Below are 24,801 nucleotides of genomic sequence, written 5' to 3'. Positions count from 1 at the left end.
TCTCTCCGGTGGGCTGGGATTCACAAGGGGTGGAGGCCGGGAAAGGTCAGGCCGAGGGTCTCGGGCCGGCCCATGCGGATGTTGAGGCACTGCAGCGCGTTGCCGGCGCCGCCTTTGACGAGGTTGTCCAGGGCAGCGATCGTGGTCAGGCGGCCGTTGTCCTCGTCGATGGCGTAGCCGACGTCGCAGTAGTTGGATCCAAGGAGGATCTTCGGGTCGGGGTAGCGGAAGATGCCGCGTTGGTGCGCGACTACGCGGACGAAGGGTTCCTCGGCGTACTGCTCGCGAAAGGCGCGGCGCACGGCCTGTTTGTCCACGCCGGGGCGCAGGGTGGCATGGCAGATGGTCTGGACCCCGCGAACCGCTTCGACGCCGGTGGCGGTCATCGCGGCAGGCAGGCCCAAATGCCGGGAGATCTCGGCTTCGTGCCGGTGACCGGTGGGCGCGAACACCCGCATGGCACCGCTGCGTTCGGCGTGCAGGTTGGCCGGGCCGGCGGTGACGCCGGAACCGCTGGAACCGGTACGGGCATCGAACTGAGCCCCTTGCTCGAGATCGATCAGATCGCGGGCAACCAGGGGGTACAGCGCGAGCACACCGGCCGCGGCCATGCAGCCGGGAACACTGATCAGGTCCGTGCCACGCAGACTCTCTCGGTGTAGTTCGGGAAGACCTGGCACGAATTCGTTCAGCAGATGCGGGGCCCGGTGCTTTTCGCCGTAGTAGCGCTGGAAGACTTCAGTGTTGTCGAGCCGGAAGTCCCCGGTGAGATCGATGACGATTTTAGACCGCTTGGTCCAGTGATCGATTTGAGCCATCGCCGCGCGATGCGGCAGCGCCAGAAATACCGCGTCGCAATCACCCACTTGGTCGACCGAGCAGAACAGCAGATCGGTGGCGGATCGCAAATTCGGATGCACCCCGTCGACCCGTTTACCCGGGAAACGCGAAGAGACCGCGGCCACCACCTCGACCTCGGGATGGCCTATCAGCAGCCGCAGCAACTCCCCGCCGATATAACCGGCCGCACCGACCACCGCCACCCGAATCACGACCACACACCCCTCGCCGACGTACTTCGATCCAACACCACGGTTCCTTCCCAATCGAACCATCATCCATATGAAAGGAGACTATGAACCCACCCGTATCAGCGGCATCCGCGACAAGCGCATTCCCAAGGACGCATCGGACTGACTCTCCTGTCACACGACTAAGTATTCTGATTACAGCAAAGAGTGAATTCACCCAGTCTGTGCGCGTCGGATGCCAGGTCTCTCTCGACGAAGTTCGATTTCCGGAAGCGATTACCGAGAGCGGAAAACACCATGCTGGGCAGTCGTATGGGTGCGGGGTGGACGGCGAAGTGGTGCGGGGCAAGGCCCGAACTCGGGACAGGACACGATCATGTCCGGATTGCGGTGTTCACTCGCGGCGGGCCGTACTCCCCTGCTCCGCCCAGTCACCGTGTCGTCGGGGGAGGTTCCTGGCACGGCCAGGCATTTACCCACCAGATGCTGCCGCCCGCCCTGAATCGCGCAGGCCGCCTGGAGGAGTCAGCCGATCAACGTCTTGAGCGGGGCGAGCGCCCCTCGTTGATCCTTCAGCCAGACGGGTCCGGACCGGGCCACGGCCCGCGGGTCCACGCAGTCGACCAGCACCGCGGCGATCGGCGCCGGCCGCCACACCGGTCGCCCCGTCGGCTGGGACGCGTCGAGCCGCCTGGGCGGCCACCGGGTGATCCGCCGCCTGTTCGAGCGACCTGCCGATCCACGAGGTGTCGGCGGAACCAGGGTCTACGCAGTTCACCCTGATGCCCTCGCGGATGTGATCCGCCGCTATGGCTGGCGTCAGCGGGTACACCGCACCGTGGCCGGCCGCGTAGAGCACCCGCCCACGCCACGTTGGCGCGGCGGGTGAGCGTCACAGGTTCGGTAGGGCGTGCTGGGTGCCCTTGACCCTTCCGACGACGTTGACGTCCAGTACTCTCGACCACTCATCGCCACCGTTCGCGGTGACGTCCCCGACAACGCCCGATCCCGGCGTTGTTCACAACGACAGCCAGTCTGCCGAATCGCTCGACCACGGCGTCGACGGCGGCTTTGACCTGACACCCGTCGGTGACGTTGGCCCGGACGCCCATGACGCCATCCGGGAGTCGATCCAGGTGGCCCGAGGCGGCGGACCCGACGAACGGCACAAGCTCCGTTGACCCGGAGGTGGTCACGGCGGACAGTCCGACCTCCTCCGCCACGCATGAAGGTCAGCTGGTAGTCCGGTTCAGGCCAGCGCGTCGGCGATCATGCTGACGCCTAGGTCGATCTCCTCACGAGTGATGACCAGCGGGGGCGCGACGCGGAGGTGCCCCCGGTCTTCCCTGCACAGCAGGCCACGCTCGGCCAGCGCCTCGGTCACCCGCCCCCGGGCCGTTCGCTCTTCGGAGATCTGCACACCGGCCCACAAGCCGCGCCCACGCACCTCGGACACGCCGTCCAGTTCGTTGAGGCGAGAGTGCAGGTACGCGCCCAGTTCGCGAGAGCGTTCCTGGAACTCCCCGGTGGCCAGCAGCCGTACCGCCGCGCGGCCGACCGCGCACGCTAGCGGGTTCCCGCCGAAAGTCGAGCCGTGGTCGCCGGGGGTGATCACGTCGAGGACATCGGCGCGGCCGATCACCGCAGACACCGGCAGGAGGCCGCCGCTCAGGCTCTTGCCCAGGGTGTACATGTCCGCACGGACACCGTCGTGGTCGAGCGCTAGAGTCGCGCCGGTGCGGGCGAGTCCGCACTGGACCTCGTCGGCGATGAACAATGTGTTGCTCTCGTCGCACAGTGCGCGGACGTCCGTGAGGTATCCCTTCGGCGGAACGACCACGCCGGTCTCGCCCTGGATCGGCTCCAGCAGGACCGCCGCCGTGTTCTCGGTGATCGCCGATCGCAGCGCGTCTATGTCGCCGAACGGCACCACCTTGAAGCCGGGCGTGAACGGGCCGAAACCGGCGCGGTGGTTGGCATGCGTGGAGAACGAGATGATGGTTGTGGTGCGGCCGTGGAAGTTCCCGTCCGCGACGATGACCTCGGCAGCTCCGTCTGGCACGCCCTTGATCTGGTAGGCCCACTTCCTGGCGATCTTCACGGCCGTGTCGACAGCCTCGCCGCCCGAGTTGGAGGGCAGCACCCTCTCGGTGCCCGTCAGCTCTGCCAGTTCACGGCAGAACGGCGCGTACTGATCGTGGTGGAATGCCCGGGTGCTCATCGTCAGTCGGTCGAGCTGTGCCTTCGCCGCGGCGACGAGGTCGGGGTGCCGGTGGCCGAAGTTGATCGAGGAGTACCCCCCGTGGAAGTCGAGATAGCGTCGGTCTTCGACATCGTTCACCCAGGCGCCTTCCCCATGGCTGAGTGCTACGGGGAACGGCACGGAGTCGTGGGCCCCCCAGCTCTCCGCGAGGGTGATGTGGTCCTGAGTGGAGAGGACATCCACAGCCATGGCGATACTCCTTTTGCAGGTCCCCTGTCGGGGTCGCTGTCCTAAAAAATAGTCCCGCTCGATCTGCCGAACTCGGGAGAAAATAAACGGTGGATCGACGCTCAGTCTTGCAAGCGACACCTGCGTAAATGGCAGAGCACCGGACTTTTCCCCGGTAGCCCCCTCAGTGGGACGCTCTTGAGGCGCCATCACTACACCGGGCGCAATCAATTCACAATCCCCGAATAGGCCGGTGGCCTTTTTCCGGATTTCGAGGATACGTTTCCTCGGTAGCGTGTTTCAGCGTCTCGTCGTTGTCGCCCGGTCGGCTTCAAGACCGTTCTGGTCGGCGTGGCTTACGAAGTAGCCGTGGAAACGTGCAGGATGCGCATCGGACCGTTCCCGGAGGTCACTGGCCCTGTCGGGCTGTTGAGTCAGGTTTTCAGTGGTCATGCCGCAGCGTTCTTCCTCTTGAGTCCGTGTGGCAACTCACTTGAATCATCGCTCAACAGCAGGTCAGGTCGGATACTTGCCGAATCGGCTCGATGGACAACTGGCAGGGAAAGACTGACACGGATGGGGGTCACAAGAGGGTAAGTGAGATGCTTAACCGAAGGAGAGGGAGGTCAGCGCAGTGTGTTCCCGTGGATGGTGTCAGCCCGGTTGCACCGTCCTTCTGGGCGCGGCGGACAGATTGGGCCGGTCCATCGAGCGACGGTCCTATCGCGGAGGTCACGTGTGCACATGATTGGTGTTAAAGAATTGAGGGACACGTTCAGGGTGAACTGCCCGCTGAGCGAAGGCGAAAGTCCGCCTCCCGTGCTGGTGAAATCTTCGGCGGCGGTTCTGCCGGCACGCCCGTGTGGTTCCGATGACCGATGCAGCTGTCGGGGTGCTCGTTGTCCCTCCACCCACACTCCGGTGAGCAAGTCCCGTTTCCGACTGCGCAGGTCGCACAGGCGAGCAACCCGGGTGGCACGAAGGCGTATGAGTGAGAGACCGCTTGGACGTGCTGCGGCACGACGAGGACTTCACCGACCGGTACCTGCGTGACGGGCGTCCGGGTCGATCGCCTGCTCAACTGGCTGCCGTCGGGCCTCCCAGAACTACCTCGCCCAGCGCGAGATACTCCGGTCGAGGTCCTGGCGAACCCTGGTTGGCTGGCCTCGGGGGCACCAAGATCCCCGACAGACTCAAGCTTAGACCCGGTCTGGGGGTCGTAGCCGAAGACTGTGCATACCGTTGTCCACGGCAAGCACCGTGCCCACGGAAGCGCTCGACAACGGGCTGGCCAAGTAGGCAATCGCTCCAGCCACCTCATCAGCCGAGACCAGACGGCCTGTGGGTTGGAACGCATCGAGCGCAGCCCGGGCGGCCACCGGATCAGCTGCTTGTTCGAGTGACCTGTCGATCCATGGGGTATCCGCGGAACCGGGGGCTACGCAATTGACCCGAATGCCTTCGCGGACGTGATCCGCCGCCATGGCCAGCGTGAGCGCATACACCGCCCCCTTGCTCGCTGAATACAGCACCCGCTGTTCCACACCGGCCCACGCCACGATTGAGCTGGTGTTGACGATGGACGCGGCGGGTGAGCGCCGCAGGTGCGGTATGGAGTGCCTGGCGACTCTCACCATTCCGAGCACGTTGACGTCCAGTACACGCGCCCATTGGTCGTCACTGTTGACGGTGACGTCCCCAACAGCGCCGATCCCGGCGTTGTTCACCACAACGTCCAGTCTGCCGAATCGCTCGACCACGGCGTCGACAGCGGCTTTGACCTGATCGTCGTTGGACACATCGGTTTGCACGCCCATGACGCTGTCCGGGAGCCCCTTCAACTTCAGATCGAGAGCGGCGACCTGAGCGCCTCTGTTGCTGAGCAGATTCGCTGTGGCCAGACCGATTCCCGACGCACCGCCCGTGACGATCGCGACCAGACCCGCAAAATCATCCATGAATTCTTTCCAGTCCACTCGGTAGTCAAGTTGCCCCGACGGGGCAGTGATGCCGTCCCGCCCAAGGTCAGAATCCAGTTCGATGGTCTACCTCCGCGCCAACGCGCAAGCCGGCAGTGGTGTCGCTGGTACGGCGCGGCATCGTGCAATCCTGCTCACGCAGAAGAAGATGGGAGAGCTTGTCGTGGTTGGCAAGCGTCTGAAAAGCCTGTCAGCGGGCTGGTCTTGCGAGCGCCGCACGATGAGCACGGCCATCCAAGGTGAGGTAGACGGAATGCTTCGACAGGCGGCGGCACCGTGACAGTCAGGTGAATGTCCGCTCTACCGCCCAACGTCGCGGGACCACCGCGAAAAGGGGTACTCCCCGAGGCTGTGCGTGTTGTGCCGGCACTTTCACCGGCCCCGACCTCCGGGACCGGCGCACAGAGGATCTCCCACTCCGCATCGGACAGGTCCGCCGAAGAGTTGTCCCGCAACGGCGAGTCACGGATGAGGTGATCTCGTCGGGTTTCGTCGCCGTCCCGCTACCAGACGACCTGCCCGCTGAGAGGCTTTTCAAGCGCCCTTTACTACGGCACGGCCACCATGACGAACCCACGCGTTCAAACTCAGCAAGACCGATCGGCAACTGCAACAACACGAGTTTGAGATCAGTAGTTCGCCATGAGGCTGGCATCTCCCGTCGAATACCCGGGGTTGGCCTCCAACCGCTTGCTCAGGTACCCGGCAATCAATCCCAGGGCATCCCTGGCGGTCTGGAGCTTCGCCGCCGCAGCCAGGAACCCGTGCGGCAAATCCGCATACTCATGATGTTCAACCGGCACGCCCGCAGCTGAGAGTACGTTCGCGTACACTTCACCCTCGTCCCGTACCGGGCATAGCTCAGCCGTCAAGATGAATGCGTCAGGAAGTCCGCTGTGGTCGACTGCCTTGAGTGGCGAGGCGTAGGGGGAGTCGCCGTCGGCGGGGTTCGCGAGATAATGATTCCAGAACCATTTACTGGAATGCGCATTGAAGAACATCGGGTCTTTGTTCTCTCGCATGGACTTCGACTCCATGTTGTTGTGCAGCGGCGGGTAGATCAGCACCTGGGCAGATAGCGCTGGCCCACCCTTGTCCCGTGACATCAGGGCCATGGTGGCAGCAAGGTTGCCACCAGAGCTATCTCCCGCAACGGCGATGCGCCGACTGTCCGCCCCGAATTCAGCAGCATGATCTGCTGCCCATTCCAAGGCCGCGTAGCTGTCGCTGACAGCTGCCGGGAAGGGGTGCTCGGGCGCAAGTCGGTAGCCCACGGACACCACGACGCAGGGAACCATAGTGGCCAGCGCGCGGCACATCGAGTCCGCGGTATTCAGGGAGCCGACGACAAAACCGCCGCCGTTGAAATACAGCACCATCGGGAGCGGTCCGTCGCTCTGCGGACGGTACACCCTCACTGTCTGCTGGCCGGCAGGGCCGGTGAAGTCTACGTCGAAAACCTCTTCCGGGTGCTCGTGCCAATCCCAGTTCGCTGCTTCGGTTTCCGCATCCGCGCGACGGGCCTCTTCCACCGACATCTTGTAGAGCGGCGTGAATCCAGTCACCTCACGATAACGCCGGATCATCGCGTAGGTTGGATCAAGCGGCATGGGAACTCCTCAAACTCTCCGCCATCAAGGGTCCGTTACAACACTGATGACACGGCTGGTATGTGAACTCTGCAGCAGGGGTCATTGGTGAGTGGTAACCGGACATCATGAACCGAACCACTGCGTCCGAGCAAACAATATGAGTGCACCGTCGTCATACGCGTCCTCGCTGCGCTTGTCCAAGAAGAAACACTTCGCTGATCATCCTCCTTCGTAAGTAAGCCTCTTGCTTAGTGCGGGGCAACCTACCTTCTGCCATGCTCAGTGAATCTTCGGCAACCCCAAGGAGAAGCATGTCTGACGTTCTGGACGAGAAGATCAGTAAGGTCATCAAGCAAATCGCTGAACTGCCGGAGGAGTTCGAGGTTACCGGGCAGCAGAATCTCAGGCAGCTGGGGATTGATTCCCTGGGGATGATCGACCTGGTGATGCACATGGAAGCGGTACTCAACATAAAGATCGGCGAAGACTCCATCAACAACTTCGCCACCGTCGCTGATCTTCAGCGCTATGTTCGTGAATTGTCGTAGCGCCGCTGTCCGCGAATCCAGTCTCGAAAGTCTCCCTGACGTATTCCTCATTCAACGGAGTGCCGTGTGTTCGAGTTCAGTCTCCGTCAGGTCGCGCTATGCGGACAGAAACCCGGGGAAGAGCCGGGAGAACTGGCCGAACCTCCATCGGATCTGACCGCCGTCATCGGAACCATCGGTGATCAGTTCCGCGACTCCTTCACCCGTCTGTGCTTGTACTTGGCCCGTACCTACGACGATGCGCTGCTGACACGCACCGACGACACCGTGGTGATCGGGACCGAGTACGGCAATACAGCGGCACTGGCCCGACTGCAACGTCGCGCGGAATCCGATGGCAAGATGCTGTCCGCCAAGCACTTCCCGAACGCCACATCGAGCTCCGCCTCCGCCTTTGTGAACCTCGGCATCGGCGCCACCGGCAGGAATCTGACACTCAATGCGGGTCTGCTCACCCCCGTGATCGCGATTTGGCAGGCGCTGCTGGCGCTCGCCGTCGACAGGTCATCGACGAGCAAGGTGCTCATCGGCGATGTCTACTCCCCGGAAGCTCTGCTGGATGCCCGGCACGAACCCTACGACCTGCAATGCCGATCAGGAATGGCCCACGTGACGTTCGTCAAGGGTCACGAGTTCCGCGCGGATTTCGACTTCACCGCCGACCGCGACGGGGGCGCCGTGCTCGGCGGACGGATCGGATCGAGCCGGTCGAATGACCGCAACGGCGCCTTCATCACCGCCGAGTTCCTCAACTTGATCCAGACGTTGGAGGTAGGTCAGCAGGCCGTACTCACCTGTCGGGGTCCGCTCGCACGCCGTGGCGCGCTGACCGTCACCAGACAGAACGTCGACATGGCACGTAATGGAGGTCGCGGTGAATAGGTCGGCACGAATCTTTGTCACCGGTCTGGGCATCATCTCTCCGGCCGGCGCCGGTATCGCCCCATTCTGGGAGGACCTATGTGCGGCGCGAAATCGGTTCACCGATCTCGCGCCGCTGTATCCAGGCATGAAGGCGGACGTGCTCGGGGGGCGGGTACCCAAGAACGCCTGGGACGCCGCGCTTGACCAGGTGAGTGACCGGACTCGCACGCTTCCGCGAGTCGCTTCGGTGTTCGCCGAGTACGCGGCTTTCGAAGCACTCCGCGACGCGGGTCTGGAATGCGGCGACGACCTGGTGCGCAACGCATTGGTGTGCATTGGCACCAGCGACGGTCAGGCCAATGCACTAGAGGGCATCGTCGGCGAGCGGAAGGACATCACCGAGACGGGCGGCTTCTCCAGCTACTCGATCACAGAGGACGTTGCCTCGGCCATCGGCACCCGGGGACCGGTGTTCACCACGCAGAGCACCTGCGCCTCGGCGAATGTCGCAGTGTCCTGTGCCATGGAGATGCTGCGCAGCGGTGTCGCCGATACCGCTGTGGTGGGCGGCTGTGATCCGTACTCCGAGAAGAACATCATCGGGTTCAGTTCGCTGCAGACCATCGGCGCCATGCGATGCCGGCCGTTCTCGGTCGACCGACGCTACGTGACGCCGTCCGAGGGCGCCGGCATCCTGGTGCTGCAGACGGAGAACGCGCTGCGTCCCGGACAGCAGCCGTATGCCGAGATCCTCGCGACGGCGATCAACAACGACGCGAGCCATCCGACGGCGCCTGACCGCGGTGGCGTCGAGGCGTGCCATCACCGCGCGCTTGCCGAGGCCGGGATCACCGCTGCCGACATCGACGTGATCTTCGCGCATGGCACTGGCAGCCGGGCCAACGATGCGGTCGAGGGTGCCATTTTCACCGAGAACTACCCGCGAGCTGCGGTAACTGCGATCAAGGGAACGATCGGACACCTGATGGGCGCGGCGGGCGCGGCCGGCGCGGTGGCGTCCTGCCTGACGTTGCGGCATGGGCTGGTCCCACCGACCGCTGTCGATTCCACAGAGGTCGACGGAGGCCTGAACCTGGTCACCGGTGCGCCACTGGCGCTGCCGCGACTGCGGTACGTGCAGAACAACGCGTTCGGTTTCGGGGGCAACAACGCGATCAGCATCTTCCGGAACGCAGCGTGAAGTCCCCGCTCCGACTGACTTACGATGGTCCGCTTGCGATTCTCACCATGGACAGTCCGCCGTTGAATCTGTTCGACCTTGCGATGTGGGATGCGTGGGAGACCGAGGTCACGCGGCTTTCGGCTGATCCGCCTCGGGCGCTACTGATCAGAGCGGAAGGGCGTGTGGTCAGCGCAGGTGTCGACGTCCAAGTGTTTGCCGACATCGATCCGGCCGGAGCGGAGTCGTTCTGGGCGAGTCAGCTACGCATCACTCAGGCGTTGGAGGCACTTCCGTGCCCGACGGTGTTCGCCGCGCATTCGCTGACGCTGACTGCCGCGTTCGAGCTCGCGCTCGCCTGCGACCTGATCGCCGCGACGGCGTCCGCGAGGTTCGGGCTCGTCGAGCGCAAGGTCGCCTTTACTCCGTCAATGGGCGGCACACAGCGACTCGCTGAGCGTGCGGGCCCAGCGCGCGCACGCGAGTTCGTGATGACCGGCGACCTGTATCGCGGATCGACGCTTGCTGAGTGGGGTGTCGTCAACGCATTGTTCGATCCTCACGAATTCCACGATGCCGTGCACGCCTACGCAATGCGGCTGGCCACCGGACCAAGCATGGCGCACGCAGCGACCAAGCGGATCGTGGGCGCGTATCTCAACGGTGGGGTCTCGGCTGCCGACGAGGTGCTTCCCCCAACCGCGGCTGAACTCGTGCGCACCGAGGATCATCGCACTGCGGTCGCGGCATTCCTGGCCGAGGGGCCGGAGCACCGCACGATCTACCTCGGTCGTTGATGAACGGAGCTCATCGGGTAGGCGAGATGCTTAGTCGCAGATGAGCTGGGTCAACACGATGTGTCCTCGTGAAGGCATGTGCCGCGGACGCATATGACGTCGGCTCGGTCGTACCGTCCCTTTCGGCACGGCAAACCGACGGTCCGTTCCGGAACAACCGAGTGAAGGGAATTCGCCGTATGGCCACCAGGCTCGTGGTAGCGGGGACTTGCAGAAGGAATCACCAGTGAACGCCAACTCCCGCCCTCATCTGATCGTCGTGGGCAGCGGCATGCAGGCCCACCGCGAGTACTCCTTCGCCAGCCTCGTGGACCACTTCCGCGTCTCCGCCGTCCTCGGCGAGGAACCCACATGGCAGCGACGTCACCTCGACGGCTTCGCCGTGGTCGACCTGACCGACGAGCCGGCGGTTGCCGCTGCGGCCGCCTGTCTCGCCGGCATCTCTCCCGGAGACTGGGCGCCGCCCGGGACCGGCATCCTGACCTGGGACGAAACCCTACTCGGCGTCACCGCACAGACCGCGCGGGAACTCGGGTTGCCCCATATGACGGTTGAGGCAGCGGCGCACTGCAGGGACAAGTACCTGGAGAGGACGACACTCGCGGAGAAGGGTCTGCCAGCGGTAGATTACCGCCTCGTGACGTCGGTCGGGGAGGCGGTACGGGCCGCGGAGGAGATCGGCTTCCCCGTGGTGGTCAAACCTCGCTCCCTCGTCTTCGGCATCGGGGTCGTGCGCGCCGACGACGCAGCTGACGTCCAGGCCGCTTTCCGGCACACCGTGGGGACGGAGCTGGCGAACGTCTCGACCCAGGAGAGTTGGTTGGTCGAGGAGTTCCTTGACGGCCCCGAGATCAGTGTGGAAAGCGTGGTCTTAGAGGGGCGTGTCGAGTGCGTCCTGCTGGCCAGGAAGCAGCTGGCCTACCCGCCCTACTTCGAAGAGGTGGGCCACGTCGTCACCGGCTTTCCGTCCGAGCCCTGGGCCGACCGTGTCAGGGACTTCGTGACGCGGGCCCATCACGCCCTCGGCATCGACAACGCGGTCACCCACGCGGAGGTCAGACTGACCGCAAAGGGCCCGCGGCTCGTGGAACTGAACGGACGCCTCAGCGGAGGCTTCATCCCCTGGGCAGGTCGGTTGGCCACCGGCGTCGATCTGGTACGTGCTGCCGCCGACGTGGCGCTCGGGAGGCTCCCGGACCTCACTCCGACCGAGGGAGCGACGGCTGCGATCCGCCACGTATACCCGCCTGGCGACTCAGTACTGAACTCGGTGGACCTGGCCCAGGTCGCCCACGTGCCCGGGATAGTCGGCGCGATGGTCCTCGCTGCACCAGGCACCCGACTCCTACTCCCTCCCAGGGGCGTCATTCCTCGTATCGCATCGCTCATCGCGCTCGGCGTGGACGAAGCGGAATGCACCCAGGCACTGAACAAGGCCGAGCAGGCTATGACGACGGACCTCACCGCGCTCACCACGGTGTTGGCGTGACCAGAGCTGTGTGTCCAAGAACCATCCGCCCTCGCCAGGAAAGTAGCGAACGATGCAAAGCAGTGCCCGCGCACGGTCGAAGCGAGTGGCGTTCGTCGACGCTTTCTCGTTGGGTCCTCAACTCCTGTCTGCACTCGACGGCTTCGACATGGAGTGCGTGCACGTCCAATCGCTGAACCCCAACGTCGCCCTTGGCCGACTGGCGCTCCCCGAGGGTTTCGTCGACAACGTCAAGCATGAGGGTGACATCGCGGCCACGGCCTCCGCGCTGCGTGAGCACGAGGTCGGTTGGGTGATCTCCATCGGGGAGTCAGGCGTCGAGCTCGCCGACCGGCTCTCCGCCGAACTCGGCACCCCCGGCAACGGGATGAGCCGGCCGACGTCCCGCCGCAACAAGTTCGACATGGTGCTGGCCCTGCGTGATGCTGGGCTGGAGCACGCGGCCACGGTCGTCTCCTTCGATGCCGATGAGATCGTCGAGTGGGCCGAGACGACCGCGGGCTACCCCGTGGTCCTGAAACCGGTCGCCAGCTCCGGTACCGACAACGTCGCGGCCTGTTCGTCCGCGGATCAGATTCGCGCCGTCCATAAGAAGATCATGGCCAGTTCTGACCGCCACGGCTTGCCCAACACCGTCGTGCTCGCACAGGAGTTCCTGGACGGAGACGAGTACTTCGTCAACACAGTCAGTCGCGACGGCAAGCACCACACCGTCGAGATCTGGCGCTACTACAAGACGAGGCTTCCCGGCGGCTACATCATCTACGACTACTGCGAGCCCCTGGCACCGGACGATCCGGTCGCCAAGGAGGTGGAGTCCTACACCCACCGAGTGCTCGATGCCCTGGAAGTCCGTAACGGCGGCGGCCACACCGAGGTCATGGTCACCGCCAGCGGACCCGTGCTCGTCGAGAGTGCCGCCCGCCCAGGCGGGGGGCAGATTCCAGACATCAGCAATCGCTGCCTCGGCACCAACCAGGTCGACGTCCTCATCCTCTCCGTGGTGGACCCAGTCGCGTTCGACCGGCTACCCACCACCGGTTACCAGTTGACGGAACGCCTGCGCTATGTGCATCTTGTCAACTCGAAGGACCAGGGTGTGGCACCGTCCCACGAGACGATGGCCGTCATCCGCGCGCTCCCGTCCTACGTCCACGCGGTCACGACTTTTCCGGAAGGCCACCCACTCCCTCGGACGATCGACGTCGCGACTCGGCCGGGCTATGTGATCCTCGTCTCCGAGGACCCGGAGCAGCTTGCGGCCGACTATCGCAAGCTGCGGGACATCGAACGCGATCACCTCTACGCCAACTAGTCCGCGTTGGGAAACCTGTGGATAGACCGAGATGGCAACGAACCGCGCACCGCAAGGTCCGCGCGTGCCTCGCATGTGGCGTACGCCGCCAACAAGCCGGCTCATGAGGCCTGTTGGCGGCGTACGGCACATGCTTTGAGCCCTGATGTCTGGTAGAGGTGAGTTAATGGCAACACCACGGGTCCGTGCTGACCTGGGAACCACCCGTGAGGTCGTACGGGTATCCGTGCCGCTGATGCTGGGCATGGGCGGCAACCTGATCATGATGCTGGTCGACGGGATCTGCCTGGCCCGCTACTCGGAGGACACCTTGAGGGCCTCGGGGCCAGCAGTCTTCGCGGCGAGCACCGTGGTCGTAGTGATCACTCGTACGGTGGGCATCACCCGGTCCTACGTAGCGCAGGCCCACGGCCGCAAGGACCGGGACGCCGCCATAGAGGAGGGCGTCAACGGATTGCTGCTGGCGCTGCTCCTTGCCGTCGCGCTCCTCGCCGCCACGCCGCTGATGCCCTGGATCGCCAAACTGAACGGTCAGCCGCCCCACATCAAAGAGCTGCAGTCGCAGTTCTTGATGTTGTCCACGAGTTTCGGCGCGGTGATGTCGGTGAACATGGCCTTGTCCTCGTACTTCAACGGCACGGCCCGCACCAAAGTCCCTATGACCGTGGCGCTCATCGGCCAGGGCGTGGGCGTCCTGGCCATACCCGGCCTGGTGTTCGGGCTCTACGGGTTGCCGGAGATGGGGATGCGCGGCTCGGCCCTCGGCACGCTTGCGGCGGTCAGCACTATGCTCGCAGGTTACGCGATCTGTCTGCCCACGGGATTCTTCACAAGCTTCTTCCAAGTGCTCGGACAGGGTGTGTACAGGAATGTCGAGCGGTTGTGGTTGCGACTGCGCATGGGCGCTCCGTCGGGCGGCGGGGCTGGACTCAACCAACTAGGCAATACCTCGTTCGTCTGGTTGGCCGCGGTCCTCGGCCCGGTGGCCCTGGCCGCGAACAACGTCGTAGTCTCCCTCAACTACGCCGCCGTCGTCCCGCCCACCGGACTGGCCCTTGGCTGCAACGTGTTATGCGGCAACGCGATCGGTGAAGGGCGCCACGACAAGGTGCCGCACATCATCCGTGTCACCCTCGCAGTCGCGGGTGTGTACGTCGGTCTGATCATTCTCCTCCAGGTCGCCACGCCAGAACTGCTGCTGCATCCGTTCGGCCTCGCCAACGCAGATGCGGCGGTCGCCGATAGTGCCGTGGACGCCGCACGCATGTTGTGGATCTACGCGCTGGCCTTCATGTTCTCCGCCGTCGCCACCGCGGTTTTGGACTCATTCGGCCTCGCACGGTTTGGATTCCTGGCCAGAGTCGCGGTCATGTGGGGAGTCAGCGTCCCCACTATTTGCCTGATCACCCTGACCAATCGTGGCGACGAGTCACTCCTCCCCGTCATCTGGGCGGTCTACTCGGCCTTCGAACTGGTCATTGCCGCAGTGTGCTTCTGGCGTATCCGCCGAGCTGTCGTGGGCTTGGAGAACGGGCTCATGACGGCGTCGACTGTCAAGGCGGTACCCTGAGCGCCGCCGGATGTCCTGCCGAGCAGGGGTGACAGAGCTGTGAATGCGCTGGTTCTGGAGCACGAGGGGGACGCCCGCCCGCATCGAGTGCCGACGAAGACCCCACCAGCCACCGGTCTGATGGTGGCCAGAGCGGGCACGGGCGCCCGTCACGATGGTGGCGACGAGGTCGGTGATCACAGCCCAGCCTAGGCCCAGCAGCCGGTAGATTCAGCTCGCCACCAGCGCGCCGGTCAACCGGCCGATGCCGGGAGCGCTGAGCGCGATGCCGTAACTGCTGCGGACCCAACGCCACGTCGTCGTCGTACCGCGGAAGCAGTGCCCATCATTCACTCCACGTGGCGTTCACCACACCAGGACCGGGGTCGTAGTGTGCGGTCCCAACGACCGCCAGCAGTCCGCCGATGAGCGGTCCGGCGAACTCGAATCCCACCGTCTCGGTCCCCCGAGCATCCAGGTGCTGCCCTGTTTCCGCGCTGTCGCCGGTACCGCCGCGGGCACCAGCGCCGAGGCGGACGTCGAGGCGAGTACGCCGGCGACACCGATGAGCGCCGCAGCGCTGAAGAGCTGAGGTAGGGAGACGCCGCTGCCCAGTCCGGAGGTGTCGGCGACGGGTGATTCAGCCGCCGCCGACAGGAGGCGGTGAGCCAACCCGTCGACGCCCACAGCAGCAGCCGGTCGAAGCGTTCGACAAGCACAACCGATGTACAGCGCGACCAGCAGCCAGACCGCAGTGACCTGGGACGGGGAATCGGTGCGCCGAGCCTCGAGGAACAGCAGGACCATCCTCGTGACACCGTCGGCGAGGCTGGTCACCCCCGTGAAGCCCACCAGGACCGTGGCGTTGCGGCGGCCGGTGGCTGCCCGTGGGTCCCTGCGAACCGGGTCAGCGTCCCTCGACTGCGACGCTGATGTCTCCATGTACTTCCCCGTACCAGTCCAAGCTTTGGATGGTGACTGCGCGCGGGGAGCACTCGCGCCCGCGCACAGACCAGCGATACATCGAAGCCGTTGCGTTCACGGCGACCGGACCCGGTCCGCATGGGCTGGTCATGAAGCCTGCCCAGGAGGACCGGGTCCGGTCGCCGTGTAGGCGGTGGAGATCAGAGCGAGGTGTAGGCCATGATCAGAACGTCCCGGTGCCCCGGTTCCTCGACGTTCTCGGGACGCACCGCCGTGACTCCGTGGAGGGTGCGACGGTCGTCACTGAGGAGTATCTCGCCGGGCTCGGAGAGCGTCGTGGTGACCAGACGCTCGCCGGCTTCCGCAAAGATCGAACTCTCCCCGCCCGCAACGTTGTTGCGGCCGATCATCAGTGAAGTGATGAAGGTGGCACCATCACGGTGTTGGCCCTCCGGGGTCGGCTGACCGTCCTGGTCCTGCGCTGCGATGATCCGGATGGGAGTCACCTTGACGTTCCACTTCCGGGTGCCGTCGACGCCGGAGAAGATCCCGGCCACCTTCATGAGCACATCGCGCAGCAGGGGGTCGGCAACGAACTTCTCGGTAAGCGGCTCGAACAGCCGGTCGACGCCGCCGTTCAGCTTGTTGACATCTGTCTCCTGTCGGTACGGGCCGTGCGGAAGCTGGGTGAGGGAATCGGCTTCGACGTCGATCTCGAACTGGCTGTACCGGCGGTAGCGGTAGGTGCCACCGTCTGCCATGAAGGTGTCGAGCTTGAGATCGTCCCAGTTCTCGGCGAAGCGAGCCCAGTCTCCGAGGGAGGCGCCTGCCAGGGACGAGAAGTCCTGGTGCTGGACGAGGTGGGCGCCGGAATCGGACAAGTCCTTGATGGCGGCGAGCACGACGTCGCGACTGGCTCCTACAGTGATCATCTTGATGCTCCATCCTGAGATGTGGGCTGTGAAGTCCTGAGTTCTCTCTGCATCGCCACTTCGGCCGACTACTCGCCCCAGTCCTCTTCGACCTCGGGCGCGTGAGCGAGCACCGTGGGGCTCAGCGCCACGATCTCCAGTTCGCTCCGGCAGCCCACACATTCCAGAATCTCGTTGAGCCGCACCGATTCGCTGATCTGTACCGGCTCCTCGCACTCCGGACAGGCCTGCGCAGTGGTCGTGGTGGTCATGAGACGTGCTCCTTCCGATCGATCCTCCCGGAGTGGGCCGGCGTGTCGAGAGCGGTACGGACTGCTCCCACGACCCGCTCCGCGGTGAGGTCGTAATGTGCGACGAGGTGCTCCTGGTTGCCCACCTGGTCGACGAACTGATCCGGCATGCCCAGCCGCAACACCTGTCTGGGCGCCGCCTCCGCCAGGGTCTCGGCCACCGCGCCGCCGAGGCCGCCGCTCCGCCAGTGCTCTTCCAGCGTCACAACGAGCGAGGCCGTCCGAGACTCGGCCACCAGCGTCTGCGTGTCGAACGGCCGCAGTGTGTGCATGTTCAGCACGGTGGCCTCGATGCCCTGTCCGGCCAGAACGTCCGCCGCGGCGAGGCAGGCGAGCACCGGGTACGGACCGCAGCCCACGAGCACCACATCACCGCCCTGCCGCAGCGTCTGTGCTTGTCCGATGACCGGTGGCGGGGCTGTGGGCAGTGCCGGGGTCGGTTTGCGACCGAGCCGGACGTAGAGCGGTCCCGTCAGGTTCAGGCTCTGCTCGACGAACGCCTCCGTGGCGGCGGCGTCGGCAGGTACCACCACGGTCATTCCGGGCAGCACCCGCATCACGGCGAGGTCTTCCAACGCCTGGTGCGTCGGACCGAGGTGTCCCGCGGCGAGACCGCCGTGGGTGGCCATGATGCGGACCGGCAGCCGGTTGTAGGCGATGTCGATCTTGATTGCCTCCAGTGCCCGGGAGGTGGCGAAGGCGGCCATCGTGTTAACGAACGGGACCCGTCCGCACGCGGCCATCCCGGCGGCCACGCCCATCAGGTTGTGCTCGGCGATGCCGAGGTTGAGGTACTGGTCGCCGGCCGCCGCTGCGTACTCGGTGTTGAACAAACCGGTGTCCGAGTCCAGGCACATCAGTTCGGGATGCCGCTGTAGCAGAGGAAGCAGAGTCTCCCGGTATGCCTCTCGCGTTGCGCGGCTCATCCGGCTACCTCTGCGGCCCGTAGTGCGTGGACCGCCCGTATGTGGTTGCGCGGCGACAGCGTCACGTAGTGGCTGGCACTGCGGCCGGCGAGGAACGGGAGCCCCTGGCCCTTGACTGTTCGCGCGATCAGCACGCTCGGCTTGCCTGGTTCCCACGGCGCGGCGTCGAGATGGTCCGCCAGTTGGTTCGGGTCATGACCGTCCACGTCGCGGACCGCCCAGCCGAAACTGCGCCAGCGGTCGGCCAGTGGTTCCATCGGCGCGATGCCGTCGGTGGAGCCGGTCAGCTGCAGTCCGTTTCGGTCCACCACCGCGACCAGTCGGTCAAGGCGCAGCGACGCGGCCGCTATGGCGGCCTCCCACACCGAGCCCTCCTGGAGCTCGCCATCACCGAGCAGTACGAAGCTGCGCGAGTTCCGGCCGGCGTACCGGGCAGCCAGCGCGAAGCCGCAGCCCAGGGCGAGTCCGTGGCCGAGCGATCCGGTCGGCATCTCCACACCGGGCACCGCGCGCACCGGATGGCCCATCAGTCTGCTGCCGGGACGTCCGTATCCGGCGAGTTCCGCGACCGGGAGGAACCCCCTTTCAGCCAGCGTCGCGTAGAGGCCGATGGCGGCGTGGCCCTTGCTGAGGAGGAAACGGTCGCGATCTGGGTCGTCCGGCCACTGCGGGTCCACATTCAACACCGAGAAGTACAGAGCGGCGAGCACGTCGGCACAGGAGAACGCGCCGCCGAGGTGGCCGCCTTCGGGACCCGCGCACATGTCGACGACATGGGAGCGGATGCGTGCGGCAACGGTGTCGAGGCTGCCGCGCTCCAGAACCTGGGTGATGGTCATGAGGCCGCCTTCGCGAGTGTGGCCACCATGTCCCTGTTCGCCCACACCTTGTCGAATGCGTCTGCGTACAGGCCGAGCAGTTCGCCCGCCCCTGGGTGGATGTGACGCTTCTGGATGGTGAGCGAGTCGGCGATGACCGCACGGGTCACCGGGTAGCCCTCACCCGGTGTCGTTCCGGGTGCACCGGTGACGGACCAGGGATAGCCCGAGCCGAAGCCGACCCGGTCGACGAACACCTTCTGGTCCGGCAGTGGCATGAGCTGGTACTGCGACATCGGTACGCCCTCGGCACGCAGCAGCCGCCGCAGAGCCGAGCGCAACGCCTCCGGTCGCACCCCGTCCAGGCCGAACGCAGCCAGGTCGAATCGGAACCGCAGGATGTGCCAGGCATGGGTGGTGTTCGGCAGCGCGGTCGGCACCCGCAGGCCAGGCAGCTCCGAGAGCCGCGCGAGGAACTCGGTGACGTTGTGCTGCCGCGCGCGCTCGTACGCGTCGAACCGGGCGAGCTGCGCGGTAGTGAACGCGGCCTGGAGTGCGTTCATCTTGTGGTTCCAACCCAGACCGTACGAGACATAGTCGCGCTCGCGACCGCTCTCGATCACCTCGCCGAACTGCCTGCCCCGACGCATCGCCTCGGCCAGCTTGGCGTCGCGGGTCACCAGCAGGCCGCCCTCACCACAGGTCGGAATGTTCTTGCTGACCTGGAGACTGAAGGCACCCGCGTCGCCGATCCCGCCGACCGGGCGCCCACGGTGGGTCGCCCCGGGAGCCTGTGCGGCGTCCTCGATCACCGCGATGCCGTGCCTGCGCGCGATCTCGACGATTCGGTCCATGTCGGCGGGCGCGCCGTGCAGGTGCACGGGGATGATCGCCTTGGTTCGGCTCGTTATCCGACGCTCCACGTCGTCCGGGTCGATGTTGAAGGTGACCGGGTCGATGTCGGCGAAGACGGGAACGGCCATCTGGTGCACCGGTGCGAGCCCGGTGGCGATGAAGCTGAGCGCGGGCACGATCACCTCGTCCCCCGGCCCGACGCCGAGCGCGGCCAGCGCGAGGGACAGTGCCGCCGTGCCGTTGGACACCGCGACGCAGTGCTCGAACCCGAATCGGCGGGCCCAGTCCTCCTCCAGAACGGACACCGGGTTCACACCGTCCGTGTCGGACACCAGTCTCGCGCCGTCGAGTGCGTCGAGGACGGCCTTGCGATCCTCGTCCTCAACCAACGGCCACTGCACGCGGCGTCGGTCCCTCGGCACGGCCGCCGTACCGCCGAATGCTGCCAGCTTGCTCATCACTCTCCACTCCACAGGGCCACGGCGGTCGATGCTTGCGCGGTCACAGCCGCACCGCCGCCGCGCCGACGGCATCGACCGCACGCTCGTACATGCCACGCAGCACCGTGACGTGGTGCGCGATGTCGGGTGCCGCCGCGCGCGGGTCCTCAAGCCCGTGTGCACCGGTGAACCGCAGTCCGGTCCATGCGTGTGCGACGGCCTCGACCGCGCGTCCCGCTCCGGCGAGCGCCGGATCGTCCCATTCGCGGCCGCAGCGGCGCAGCAGTTCACCGTGGAGTGATGCCTGCGCCTGCATGGCCCAGCCGAACGGGTACAGCTCGCGTAGCGCGTCGGCGTCTGCAGCCCGGCATCGGTCGAACAGTTCCGCGGCGAACTCGTCGTATCCGGCGAGACCGGTACGGGCGGAGCCGTCTGGAGGTGCCGTGGTGAAGCCGTCGGCGTCGGTGCGCAGGTAGCCGCCGAGCAGTTCGGGCGTCAGTGGTGTCGGCGGGGCGTCGAGACGGACCTCGAGACAGCGTCGGTCGATCCGTGAGTCGCTGAAGAAGGCGTCCTGGACGTCCGTCGGGTTCGCCGAACCCCAGCTCAGCAAGAACTTCTCGATCGGGACGGCACCGCGGAACGCGGGCGGCATCGCGTCGGAGACGTAGACCACACCGCGGGTCTCGTCCAAGCCGTAGATCACCACCAGGTGCGCGGCATGCACGTCTCCGTACGCGGGCCGGAACGGCAGGTGGTAGTTGTCCACGGCGGCGATGACCAGTCGGTCGTCGGCCAGCGCCTCGCGCACCTCCCGCCAGACGTCGTTCTCGTCGGCGGGCTGCCACCAGCGCGCGTGCAGTTCGTGGTGCGGTGCCAGCGCGGCACCGAGGTCGGTGCCACCGAACTCGTCGGTGGGGCACGGGTAGTAGAACTCCTCGGACCTGACATCGCCCGGCAGGTGCAGGAACCGCCAGCCCGCGCCGAGCACGGCCAGCGGGTCGGCCCCCTCCCGTATCAGGAGTGAACCGAACGTGGCCTGAAGGCAGCTGACGAGGTCGCGATACCACCACTCGGGTTCCGGTCCGGTGATCATGTACGTCTGTGCCGTCGCGTCGACGGTCATGTCAGGGCTCCGTCCGCTGGAGGGTGACCGCGAAGACATGCACCGCGACGTTGCGGGGCAGCAGGATGCCGGTCAGGCCAGCCCGCCGGGTGACCGGCACGCGCTGCGCCCACATGACCGCAGGAACGCCTCGCTGCACGTGGTGCGGGTAGTGCATGACGAGGCTCTCGAACGCCTTGACCTCGCCGAACCACGCGGGTGCCGCCCAGAAGTCGGAGACCCGAAGCGGTTCCGTGTCGACCGAGCCGTCCACGAAGTTCAGCTCGACGGTGTCCTCGCAGCGTCGTTCGGACGCCGCCAGGACATGAATCCAGTCGTAGCGGCCCTCAGGGACGCGAATGAACTGTCCGGCACAGCGGACGTTGTCCGGTCCCTCACAGACCGGAGGGAACTCGAAGGGAACACCGTCTACGTGGACGAGACTCCTGCCCGCGGGCAGGTATTCGGCCGCAAACGAGTTCCTCCATACATTGAATGCCCCCGCTTTGGTCTCCGTCGCCGCGGAGATGGCCGTATTGTTGCGATGCTCGGATATGTCGACCGTATCGCACAGCCTGCTTCTGGCGGAGGACACCGAAATGCCCGTCAAGTGACCCACCTCACTGAAACACCATTTTATATCCCAAACCTAGCCCGGTCATTCACACTCTTCGCCCGCACCCTGATTACCCTGAATACCCGAAACGATGTTCGATGTACTCGCTGGGTAATCATGTTGACTATTCCGGTCGGTACGGTCACGGCCGGAGCACGACAGCGCGCAGCTTCTCGTAGTACGGCAGGTGGTAATCGCGGTAGGCCCGCAGCGTCGGGTCCGCAGCGACCGCCTTGGCTCCGCCGTCCGAACTGCGCGCGAAGCCGGCGGTCCGGCTGGTCGACTGGTGCCACTTGCTGGTCGTCTGCCATTCCGGCCGCATGCCGGGCTGCCAGCTCAGCGCGTCGGGCAGGAAGGAGATGCCCACGGCTTCGCAGTACGCCCGCACGGTCTCGGCCGGCCGCTCGAGCAGGTCGTCGGAGTCGATCACGACCGGCGTGGTGCCGGTGACGGCCTGCACGGCGGTGAAGATCTCGTACAGCCGGGCGAAGCCGATCTCGTCCCGGCCGAGGTCCGGTTTGAGCGCATGGTGCGACGCGATGGCCTCGGCGGGGTCACGGATGATGAAGGTATGCGTCGCGGCCGAGAGGAAGGCCTCATCGGCGAGCAGCGCCGGGTAGCGAAAGTCCGTGGTGTCCTTGAAGAACACCGGCTTCTGCGCCGCGATGGCACGAAGCGCCGCGACCACGTCCTGCTCGGTGCGCGCGGTCCGGTCGCCGACCTCCACCTCACCGAAGTCGACCACCCGGGAAAGCGGCTCGTGCACGACGACGTGATCGTCCCGCTCCGTCATCATCCGTGCGAACGCGGTGGAGCGGCAGCGCGGCGCGCTCCACAAAGCGAGCACCGGTATCTGCTCCGATGTGTGTCCCACGATTTCCCCTCGTCTCTTGTCGGCGGCGAAGCGTTGCGGCAAGTATTCAAATCAATGCAAGAGTGACACGGTCGCCGGCTGGGCCGTGTAATCAGAATTCGCAGCCGTATGGCGGGAAGTCAGCAAAATGCTTCCTCGTTAATGAACTTATCGCGGACGCGCATGGTGTCGATGTGCGTCTAGGTTTCTCTCCACGCGACAGACCGGTATTCCGTCCGGTCAATCAGTTCTAATGCGGAGGTCACGTGTCAGCGACACCAGAGCGCCCGAGTGACCGCAGGATCGCGGTGCTCGCCAGCAGGGTCGGCGCGGACGAGAAGAGGCTGTTCGACGCGTTCGACCGGCGAGGTGTCCCCTTCGACCACGTCGACACGCGCCAGCAGTGGTTCCCGGCCCGTCAGCGTGACCTGCCATGGAGTCTCGCCCTGAACCGGGAGATCGGTCAGGTCCGCGCGGCGTACGCGGCCCGCTGCCTCACCGCGGCGGGCGTCGACGTGGTCAACAGTGTGGACGCGACCGAGTTGTGCGGCGACAAGTGGCGCACCACCATGGCCCTGGCGGCAGCCGGGGTACCGACACCGCGCACCGCGCTCGGCCTCACTCCGCAGGCCACGCTGGCTGCCCTGGACTCCATCGGCTACCCGGCGCTGATCAAACCGCTGGTCGGCTCCTGGGGCCGGCTGGTGGTTCAGCTGCCCGACCGCGCTGGTGCGGAAGGGGTGCTCGAGTACGTCGCCGCGCTGCCCGGCCCGCAGTCGCATCTCGGGTATGTGCAGGAGCTGATCGACAAGCCCGAACGGGACATCAGGGTGATCGTGGTCGGTGGTCAGGTGCTGGGCGCCGTCTACCGGACCGGTGAGTCCCTGCGTACGAATGTGGCACTCGGCGGGCAGACCCGGCCGTGCAAGGTGACACCGGAGATCGACAAGCTCTCCCTCGATGCGGCTGCCGCCGTCGGCACCGACATCGCCGGTGTCGATCTGATCGAGGACCGCGACGGCCGACTGCTGGTCTTGGAGGTCAATCACCGGGTCGAGTTCACCGGCTTCCAGTCCGCGCTCGCCGACCAGGTCGATGTCGCGGACCACATCGTCGACCACCTACTGGAACGAGCGCAACGATGAACTGGGCGTTCACCTCTTCGGGCAACGTCACCGAGACGTACGCCGCCGGGCTGCTGCGCAAGATGCTGGAAATCCCCTCCTCGTCCTACCAAGAGCGCGCGCTGGCCGACTACTTGGCCGAAGAGATGACGGACCTGGGTTTCCAGACACACATCGACGGCGTGGGCAATGTGATCGGCGTGATCGAGCGCGGTGACGGTCCGACCGTGATGCTCCTCGGACACATGGACACCGTCTCGGGCCAGCTCCCGGTCCGCTCGGAGGATGGCAGGCTCTACGGCCGCGGCGCGGTGGACGCGAAGGGACCGCTCGCGGCGATGATCTGTGCCGCGGTCGGCGCGGTGGACTTCCCAGGCCGGATCGTGGTGGTCGGCGTCGTCGAAGAGGAGACGCCGCGCTCGCGTGGCGCGATGGCGATCCGAGCCACCCACGTCCGGCCGGATGCGCTCGTCATCGGAGAACCGAGCGGCTGGTCGAGCGTGGTGCTCGGCTACAAGGGCAAGCTGGACCTGCGCTACACCGTCAGGTGTCCTGCCACGCATCCGAGCAACCCGGTGCCGAAGGCGTCCGAACTGGCCGTCGCTTGCTGGGACGCATTGGTCGATCTGCTCGGGCCGGACGCGAGCCACGGCGTGTTCGACCAGCCGGGCGCGACTCTGTGCCGGCTCAACGGTGATTTGACCACGGCGACGGCGGACCTCAGCATCCGCGTCCCACCGGGATTCGACGTCGACGAGCTGGTTAGCGGGCTGCGTGACCGGTTGCTGGCTGGCAATCTCGAAGTGCTGAACTCGGTGGCGGCCTGCCGGGTGGGCCGGGCCGACCCGGCGGTGCGCGCGCTGGTGTCCGGTATCCGGCGACTGCACGCCCGGCCACGCCTTGTGGTGAAGACGGCCACCTCGGACATGAACACCCTCGCCGAGGTCTGGGACATCCCGATGGCGACCTACGGCCCGGGCGACAGCAGTCTCGATCACGCCGACGACGAGCACATCGTGCTGTCGGACTACCTGCGTGGCATCGACGTACTGACCATTGCCCTTTCGGAGTTGGCGCACTTGCCCATGCGCACGAGCGACCGGGGGAACGATGCGCCGCTGCCCATTAGGAGCCTCAGGTGACCGG

25 protein-coding genes are annotated in these 24,801 nt (G+C 65.7%); 10 read left to right on the top strand and 15 right to left on the bottom strand.

The features are described 5' to 3' along the window. Nucleotides 1-20: 20 nt before the first annotated feature. From argC to ACFWP5_RS04265, 4 genes are all read right to left on the bottom strand, one after another. A complete protein-coding gene (gene argC / locus ACFWP5_RS04280) occupies nt 21-1,052 on the bottom strand; it encodes an N-acetyl-gamma-glutamyl-phosphate reductase (RefSeq protein WP_384149918.1) in 1,032 nt (343 codons plus the stop codon). Between the two features lie 944 nt (nt 1,053-1,996). After that, nucleotides 1,997-2,254 (bottom strand): SDR family NAD(P)-dependent oxidoreductase, encoded by a 258-nt coding sequence (locus tag ACFWP5_RS04275; RefSeq protein ID WP_384149915.1) that lies wholly within the window; start codon nt 2,252-2,254, stop codon nt 1,997-1,999. A gap of 26 nt (nt 2,255-2,280) precedes the next feature. After that, nucleotides 2,281-3,483, bottom strand: a complete 1,203-nt coding sequence (rocD, locus tag ACFWP5_RS04270; RefSeq protein WP_384149912.1) for an ornithine--oxo-acid transaminase — start codon at nt 3,481-3,483, stop codon at nt 2,281-2,283. Between the two features lie 1,178 nt (nt 3,484-4,661). Next, entirely contained in the window at nt 4,662-5,420 is a 759-nt protein-coding gene (locus tag ACFWP5_RS04265; protein ID WP_384149909.1) for an SDR family NAD(P)-dependent oxidoreductase, read from the bottom strand. A gap of 82 nt (nt 5,421-5,502) precedes the next feature. Between ACFWP5_RS04265 and ACFWP5_RS04260 the strand changes: the two genes are divergently transcribed. After that, complete coding sequence (locus tag ACFWP5_RS04260; RefSeq protein WP_384149906.1) at nt 5,503-5,721, top strand: hypothetical protein; 219 nt, start codon at nt 5,503-5,505, stop codon at nt 5,719-5,721. 349 nt (nt 5,722-6,070) lie between these two features. Here ACFWP5_RS04260 and ACFWP5_RS04255 read toward each other — a convergent pair whose 3' ends face one another. Further along, nucleotides 6,071-7,051, bottom strand: a complete 981-nt coding sequence (locus tag ACFWP5_RS04255; RefSeq protein ID WP_384149903.1) for an alpha/beta hydrolase — start codon at nt 7,049-7,051, stop codon at nt 6,071-6,073. 293 nt (nt 7,052-7,344) lie between these two features. Between ACFWP5_RS04255 and ACFWP5_RS04250 the strand changes: the two genes are divergently transcribed. The 7 genes from ACFWP5_RS04250 to ACFWP5_RS04220 all read left to right on the top strand — a co-directional run bounded on the left by ACFWP5_RS04250 (nt 7,345) and on the right by ACFWP5_RS04220 (nt 14,796). After that, complete coding sequence (locus ACFWP5_RS04250) at nt 7,345-7,581, top strand: acyl carrier protein (protein ID WP_384149900.1); 237 nt, start codon at nt 7,345-7,347, stop codon at nt 7,579-7,581. A 66-nt stretch (nt 7,582-7,647) separates the two neighbouring features. Continuing rightward, complete coding sequence (locus ACFWP5_RS04245) at nt 7,648-8,463, top strand: hypothetical protein (RefSeq protein ID WP_384149897.1); 816 nt, start codon at nt 7,648-7,650, stop codon at nt 8,461-8,463. After that, nucleotides 8,444-9,646 carry a beta-ketoacyl synthase N-terminal-like domain-containing protein gene (locus tag ACFWP5_RS04240; RefSeq protein ID WP_384149894.1) on the top strand — a complete coding sequence of 401 codons (1,203 nt, stop codon included), beginning with the start codon at nt 8,444-8,446 and terminating at the stop codon, nt 9,644-9,646. Before ACFWP5_RS04245 ends, ACFWP5_RS04240 begins: the two co-directional genes overlap by 20 nt. Next, nucleotides 9,643-10,422 carry an enoyl-CoA hydratase/isomerase family protein gene (locus ACFWP5_RS04235; protein ID WP_384149890.1) on the top strand — a complete coding sequence of 260 codons (780 nt, stop codon included), beginning with the start codon at nt 9,643-9,645 and terminating at the stop codon, nt 10,420-10,422. Before ACFWP5_RS04240 ends, ACFWP5_RS04235 begins: the two co-directional genes overlap by 4 nt. Nucleotides 10,423-10,693: 271 nt before the next feature. After that, nucleotides 10,694-11,911 (top strand): ATP-grasp domain-containing protein, encoded by a 1,218-nt coding sequence (locus ACFWP5_RS04230; protein ID WP_384149887.1) that lies wholly within the window; start codon nt 10,694-10,696, stop codon nt 11,909-11,911. 52 nt (nt 11,912-11,963) lie between these two features. Then, complete coding sequence (locus ACFWP5_RS04225) at nt 11,964-13,226, top strand: ATP-grasp domain-containing protein (protein ID WP_384149884.1); 1,263 nt, start codon at nt 11,964-11,966, stop codon at nt 13,224-13,226. 235 nt (nt 13,227-13,461) lie between these two features. Continuing rightward, entirely contained in the window at nt 13,462-14,796 is a 1,335-nt protein-coding gene (locus ACFWP5_RS04220; RefSeq protein ID WP_384150083.1) for an MATE family efflux transporter, read from the top strand. A 210-nt stretch (nt 14,797-15,006) separates the two neighbouring features. Here ACFWP5_RS04220 and ACFWP5_RS04215 read toward each other — a convergent pair whose 3' ends face one another. The 10 genes from ACFWP5_RS04215 to ACFWP5_RS04170 all read right to left on the bottom strand — a co-directional run bounded on the left by ACFWP5_RS04215 (nt 15,007) and on the right by ACFWP5_RS04170 (nt 22,594). Beyond that, nucleotides 15,007-15,129: a hypothetical protein gene (locus ACFWP5_RS04215; protein ID WP_384149881.1), complete on the bottom strand. Its 123-nt coding sequence runs from the start codon at nt 15,127-15,129 to the stop codon at nt 15,007-15,009. Nucleotides 15,130-15,141: 12 nt separating this feature from the next. Further along, a complete protein-coding gene (locus tag ACFWP5_RS04210; protein WP_384149878.1) occupies nt 15,142-15,717 on the bottom strand; it encodes a hypothetical protein in 576 nt (191 codons plus the stop codon). 182 nt (nt 15,718-15,899) lie between these two features. After that, complete coding sequence (locus tag ACFWP5_RS04205; protein WP_384149875.1) at nt 15,900-16,631, bottom strand: 2OG-Fe dioxygenase family protein; 732 nt, start codon at nt 16,629-16,631, stop codon at nt 15,900-15,902. Between the two features lie 68 nt (nt 16,632-16,699). Then, the gene (locus tag ACFWP5_RS04200; RefSeq protein WP_384149872.1) at nt 16,700-16,882 is read right to left on the bottom strand and encodes a lysine biosynthesis protein LysW; all 183 of its coding nucleotides are present in this window, start codon (nt 16,880-16,882) and stop codon (nt 16,700-16,702) included. Further along, nucleotides 16,879-17,847 (bottom strand): transketolase family protein, encoded by a 969-nt coding sequence (locus ACFWP5_RS04195; RefSeq protein ID WP_384149869.1) that lies wholly within the window; start codon nt 17,845-17,847, stop codon nt 16,879-16,881. The genes ACFWP5_RS04200 and ACFWP5_RS04195 overlap by 4 nt, the downstream gene beginning before the upstream one ends. Further along, complete coding sequence (locus ACFWP5_RS04190) at nt 17,844-18,686, bottom strand: transketolase (protein ID WP_384149866.1); 843 nt, start codon at nt 18,684-18,686, stop codon at nt 17,844-17,846. Before ACFWP5_RS04190 ends, ACFWP5_RS04195 begins: the two co-directional genes overlap by 4 nt. After that, entirely contained in the window at nt 18,683-19,978 is a 1,296-nt protein-coding gene (locus tag ACFWP5_RS04185) for a DegT/DnrJ/EryC1/StrS family aminotransferase (protein WP_384149863.1), read from the bottom strand. Before ACFWP5_RS04185 ends, ACFWP5_RS04190 begins: the two co-directional genes overlap by 4 nt. A 43-nt stretch (nt 19,979-20,021) precedes the next feature. Next, entirely contained in the window at nt 20,022-21,083 is a 1,062-nt protein-coding gene (locus tag ACFWP5_RS04180) for a BtrH N-terminal domain-containing protein (RefSeq protein WP_384149860.1), read from the bottom strand. A 1-nt stretch (nt 21,084) separates the two neighbouring features. Continuing rightward, nucleotides 21,085-21,681, bottom strand: coding sequence for a hypothetical protein (locus tag ACFWP5_RS04175; protein WP_384149857.1), 597 nt, complete (start codon nt 21,679-21,681; stop codon nt 21,085-21,087). A gap of 139 nt (nt 21,682-21,820) precedes the next feature. Continuing rightward, nucleotides 21,821-22,594, bottom strand: a complete 774-nt coding sequence (locus ACFWP5_RS04170) for a sulfotransferase family protein (protein ID WP_384149854.1) — start codon at nt 22,592-22,594, stop codon at nt 21,821-21,823. A 203-nt stretch (nt 22,595-22,797) separates the two neighbouring features. Between ACFWP5_RS04170 and ACFWP5_RS04165 the strand changes: the two genes are divergently transcribed. Next, a complete protein-coding gene (locus ACFWP5_RS04165) occupies nt 22,798-23,676 on the top strand; it encodes a RimK family alpha-L-glutamate ligase (RefSeq protein WP_384149852.1) in 879 nt (292 codons plus the stop codon). Then, nucleotides 23,673-24,797, top strand: coding sequence for a M20/M25/M40 family metallo-hydrolase (locus tag ACFWP5_RS04160; protein ID WP_384149849.1), 1,125 nt, complete (start codon nt 23,673-23,675; stop codon nt 24,795-24,797). The genes ACFWP5_RS04165 and ACFWP5_RS04160 overlap by 4 nt, the downstream gene beginning before the upstream one ends. The last annotated feature ends 4 nt before the right edge of the window (nt 24,798-24,801 follow it).

Origin of the sequence: Streptomyces sp. NPDC058469 (assembly GCF_042721125.1) — a bacterium.
GTDB lineage: Bacteria > Actinomycetota > Actinomycetes > Streptomycetales > Streptomycetaceae > Streptomyces.
This window is presented reverse-complemented; position numbering and strand designations above follow the sequence as displayed.

Excerpts from the sequence above, each read along its gene's own strand:
- rocD (WP_384149912.1), bottom strand. The coding sequence starts at position 3,483 with ATGGCTGTGGATGTCCTCTCCACTCAGGACCACATCACCCTCGCGGAG.
- ACFWP5_RS04265 (WP_384149909.1), bottom strand. The coding sequence starts at position 5,420 with ATGGATGATTTTGCGGGTCTGGTCGCGATCGTCACGGGCGGTGCGTCG.
- ACFWP5_RS04260 (WP_384149906.1), top strand. The coding sequence starts at position 5,503 with ATGGTCTACCTCCGCGCCAACGCGCAAGCCGGCAGTGGTGTCGCTGGT.
- ACFWP5_RS04255 (WP_384149903.1), bottom strand. The coding sequence starts at position 7,051 with ATGCCGCTTGATCCAACCTACGCGATGATCCGGCGTTATCGTGAGGTG.
- ACFWP5_RS04250 (WP_384149900.1), top strand. The coding sequence starts at position 7,345 with ATGTCTGACGTTCTGGACGAGAAGATCAGTAAGGTCATCAAGCAAATC.
- ACFWP5_RS04240 (WP_384149894.1), top strand. The coding sequence starts at position 8,444 with ATGGAGGTCGCGGTGAATAGGTCGGCACGAATCTTTGTCACCGGTCTG.
- ACFWP5_RS04230 (WP_384149887.1), top strand. The coding sequence starts at position 10,694 with ATGCAGGCCCACCGCGAGTACTCCTTCGCCAGCCTCGTGGACCACTTC.
- ACFWP5_RS04225 (WP_384149884.1), top strand. The coding sequence starts at position 11,964 with ATGCAAAGCAGTGCCCGCGCACGGTCGAAGCGAGTGGCGTTCGTCGAC.
- ACFWP5_RS04220 (WP_384150083.1), top strand. The coding sequence starts at position 13,462 with ATGCTGGGCATGGGCGGCAACCTGATCATGATGCTGGTCGACGGGATC.
- ACFWP5_RS04210 (WP_384149878.1), bottom strand. The coding sequence starts at position 15,717 with ATGGAGACATCAGCGTCGCAGTCGAGGGACGCTGACCCGGTTCGCAGG.
- ACFWP5_RS04205 (WP_384149875.1), bottom strand. The coding sequence starts at position 16,631 with ATGATCACTGTAGGAGCCAGTCGCGACGTCGTGCTCGCCGCCATCAAG.
- ACFWP5_RS04200 (WP_384149872.1), bottom strand. The coding sequence starts at position 16,882 with ATGACCACCACGACCACTGCGCAGGCCTGTCCGGAGTGCGAGGAGCCG.
- ACFWP5_RS04195 (WP_384149869.1), bottom strand. The coding sequence starts at position 17,847 with ATGAGCCGCGCAACGCGAGAGGCATACCGGGAGACTCTGCTTCCTCTG.
- ACFWP5_RS04190 (WP_384149866.1), bottom strand. The coding sequence starts at position 18,686 with ATGACCATCACCCAGGTTCTGGAGCGCGGCAGCCTCGACACCGTTGCC.
- ACFWP5_RS04185 (WP_384149863.1), bottom strand. The coding sequence starts at position 19,978 with ATGAGCAAGCTGGCAGCATTCGGCGGTACGGCGGCCGTGCCGAGGGAC.
- ACFWP5_RS04180 (WP_384149860.1), bottom strand. The coding sequence starts at position 21,083 with ATGACCGTCGACGCGACGGCACAGACGTACATGATCACCGGACCGGAA.
- ACFWP5_RS04160 (WP_384149849.1), top strand. The coding sequence starts at position 23,673 with ATGAACTGGGCGTTCACCTCTTCGGGCAACGTCACCGAGACGTACGCC.